The 3,146-nt window shown below is 72.3% G+C and carries 3 protein-coding genes and 1 pseudogene; 1 reads left to right on the forward strand and 3 read right to left on the reverse strand.

Annotated elements, in window-relative coordinates; translation table 11 throughout:
• Positions 1-138: 138 nt before the first annotated feature.
• Entirely contained in the window at positions 139-648 is a 510-nt protein-coding gene (locus AB0C29_RS40755; RefSeq protein WP_360832395.1) for a SigE family RNA polymerase sigma factor, read from the reverse strand.
• A gap of 64 nt (positions 649-712) precedes the next feature.
• Entirely contained in the window at positions 713-1,831 is a 1,119-nt protein-coding gene (locus tag AB0C29_RS40760; protein WP_360832398.1) for an FAD-dependent monooxygenase, read from the reverse strand.
• Between the two features lie 29 nt (positions 1,832-1,860).
• Here AB0C29_RS40760 and AB0C29_RS40765 point away from each other — a divergent pair, with 29 nt between their 5' ends.
• Positions 1,861-2,601 carry a TetR/AcrR family transcriptional regulator C-terminal domain-containing protein gene (locus AB0C29_RS40765; protein WP_360832401.1) on the forward strand — a complete coding sequence of 247 codons (741 nt, stop codon included), beginning with the start codon at positions 1,861-1,863 and terminating at the stop codon, positions 2,599-2,601.
• Here the strand turns inward: AB0C29_RS40765 and AB0C29_RS40770 are convergent.
• Positions 2,573-3,146 (reverse strand): annotated as a pseudogene (locus tag AB0C29_RS40770) (serine/threonine protein kinase); the annotation flags it as partial. The gene AB0C29_RS40765 and the pseudogene AB0C29_RS40770 sit on opposite strands and share 29 nt — an antisense overlap.

Below are 3,146 nucleotides of genomic sequence, written 5' to 3' on the forward strand. Positions count from 1 at the left end.
CGATGAACGCAGAGAAGGCGACATAGTCACGCAACGTAGCCCGGCGGTGGCCGGCCTCCACCCGCGCCAGCAGATCCGGCGGCGGGGCCGGTGCCGCGGCGGCATACGTCTCGAGCACTTCGCGCACGTTGACATCGCTCATCGCAGGGCCTCCGACAGGTCGCTGAACTCCGCGGCCCGCAGCTTGTCCAGGCCCCGTTTGGCCTGGCTGCGGATGGTGGCGCCGGACACGCCCAGCGTCGTGGCGATCTCCTGGTCGGTCAGTCGTTCGTAGAACCGCAGGACCAGGACGGCCCGCTGGCGGGGCGGCAGCGTCGCGAGGGCGTTCCAGAGCCGCTCGGCGTCCCCGGCCACGTCGACCTGGGCGAGACCCGGGTCCGGTACGGCCTCGTCGGGAACGTGGGAGGTGAGCCACTCGCGGCGTCTGCGTCGCCACGCGCTGACATGCAGGCGGGCCATCGTGGTACGGACGTAGCCGGTGGGATCGTCGCGCCGCACCACCCGGGCCCAGTGACCACGCAACCTGATCAGGGCGTCCTGGACCAGATCGTCGGCATCGTGGTGATTACCGCTGAGGACGTAGCCGTAGCGGTAGAGGGCGGCCGTGCGGAGGCGGACGAAGTCCGCGAAAGCTTGTTCCTCTGTCATGCGTCCCCTTCCCCACCCCGGACGCTCGAGCGGGCGAAAGTGTTGCACGCCCGCTCCCGGTGAGTCAGCTGTCGGCGGCGGCCGTTTCCTTGGGCCGGGGCGTGAAGAAGCGGACGATGTCCTGCGCCGCGGTGGGGGAGAGCATCATCGCCTGGACCCGTGCGGACATCTCGGCGATCGGCTGCGTCCGGGCGAACATCGCCTCCTCGTACGCCTGGATCGCCGAATCCGGGTCGGCGGCGAGCCGGCCCGCGAGCTCGGCGGCGTCGAGCATGGCCTGGTTGGCGCCCTCGCCGACCGGCGGCATGAGATGCGCGGCATCGCCGATGAGAGTGAGGCCCGGCCGGCCCGCCCAGCGCGTACCCGGGGGCATCGCCTCGATCAGGCGAGGCACCGGCGCGCTGTCGCCGGCCTCGATGAGGGCGGTGAGGCGTGCGTCCCAGTCACCGAAGATCTCCAGCAGAGCACGCTTGCTGCCGTACGTGTCGATCGGGCGATCGCCGGCGGGCAGCGTGATCCCGACCCGCAGACCGCCGTCGCCGAGTCGTTGCGCGGCCAGGATCTGGTTCACGCCGACGCACCACAGGTTTCCCGGGCCGACGAGCTCCGCGAGCTCGGGGTGGCGCCGGTCGACCTCGTTGATGTGCAGCTCCACGAGGGTGGCCACCGGGGACAGCCGCACGTCGGTCAGCAGTGGCCGGACCACTGAGCGCGCGCCGTCCGCGCCGACGAGGATGTCGCAGCCGGTCACCTGACCGCCGGGGAACGTCAGCTCCCAGCCTCCGCCGGGTCGCGGGGCCGCCGCGACGAGCCGGTGCCGCCAGACAACCGTGTCGTCCGGGAGGGAATCGAGCAGGAGATCACGCAGTGCGCCCCGGTCGATCTCGGGACGTCCGGAGAACGAGCCGGGTTGCGGGACGTGGTGGACCAGGATCCGTCCGGCCGGGTCGACGATGCGGTGCTCCTCGCCCTCGGGCCGCGCCTGCGTGCGGAAACTGCCGGCCAGGCCCGCGTCGGCCAGTGCCCGCTGCCCGGACTCGGGGTGCAGGTCGAGCGAGCCGCCCTGCCCGCGCGCGGATCGGCTCGCCTCCCGCTCGTACACCACCGCGTCGAGGCCGTGCCGATGCAGGATCCGGGCCAGGGTCAGCCCGCCCATTCCGCCACCCGCGATCGCGATGCGCATGCCCACGTCCTTACCGTACGCTGTACCTCATGGATACACCGTACGGTAGCGGCCCGGCGCCGGTTTGGGAACGGCCGGAACCTCGGCCCCGGGCGGCGCCGGTGCCGTTGAGCCGCGACAAGATCGCTGCTGTGGCGATCCGGCTCGCCGACGCGCACGGCCTCGACGGCCTGTCGGTGCGCAAGATCGCCACCGAGCTCGGGGTCGGGCCGATGCGCCTCTACGACTACGTGAGCAACCGGTCCGAGCTGCTCGACCTGATGGTCGATGTCGTCTACGCCGGGATCGCCGAGGCCGCCCCGCCCGCCGAGTGGCGTGCCACGGTGCTGGCCGTTGCCCACGCGACCCGGAAGGCCGCCCTGGACCACGAGTGGTTCGCCGACCTGCTCGGGGGAAGGCCGCACCTGGGCCCGCACGCGCTCGCCGTGGGGGAAGCGACCGCGGCGGCGCTGAGCCGGGCCCCCGGCGTGCGAAGCGTCGACGACCTCCAGCGGGCCCTGGGTGCCCTCAACTCGTTCGTCATCGGAGCCGTCCGCCGGGAGGTCACCGAGCGGCGCACCGCCCGGGCCACCGGCACCGATGAGGCGGCCTGGCAGGCCGGCCTCGGCCCCTACCTCACCCGCATGCTGGCGACCGGCCGGTATCCCACCGTCGCCCGGCTCGTCGTCGACGGCGCCCACCTCGATGCCGAGGAGACCTTCGACCACAACCTGACCACGGTCCTGGACGGCATCACCAGCCTCAGAGCGGGCCCCGGTCGACGAAGCTGAAGGTGGTGTCCGTCTCGGCGTCGCCCAGGAACTCCAGGTAGACCTGCGGCTTCTTGGTGCGCCACTGCAGCGTGCCGTGCGCGTCGTTGTAGATCGTGTACGTCGGGCGGCCCTTGTCGTCCTTCTTGCCGGTCTCCGAGATGTTGAACAGCGTCGCCTTCGTGGCCGCGCACTCGGTGGCGACCAGCTCGGCGGAGTCGCCCGGGATCACCTTGGCGCCGAGGCAGGGCGGCTCGCCGTCGGTCGGCTTCTGCGACTGGATCAGGTAGTCGACACCCATCGGGACCAGGGCGAACAGCGAATCCTTGCCGGTGCCGCCGGAGGTCACGACCTCGTCGGGGAAGGGCATGGCGAGGTCGCGGTCGATCTCCACGAAGTGGATCAGGATGCGCCGCTCGCCGGCCAGGATGGTGGCCGGGCCGGCCGGCGTCGGGCTGGGGGAGACCCTCGGCGGGGACGATCCCGGTCCGCCGGCCGGGGAGGCGCCGGCGCCCGGTGACCGCACCGCCTCGTTGTCCGGCGGGGTCGCGATCCAGTGGGTCAGG

Origin of the sequence: Actinoplanes sp. NPDC048791 (assembly GCF_040650095.1) — a bacterium.
GTDB lineage: Bacteria > Actinomycetota > Actinomycetes > Mycobacteriales > Micromonosporaceae > Actinoplanes.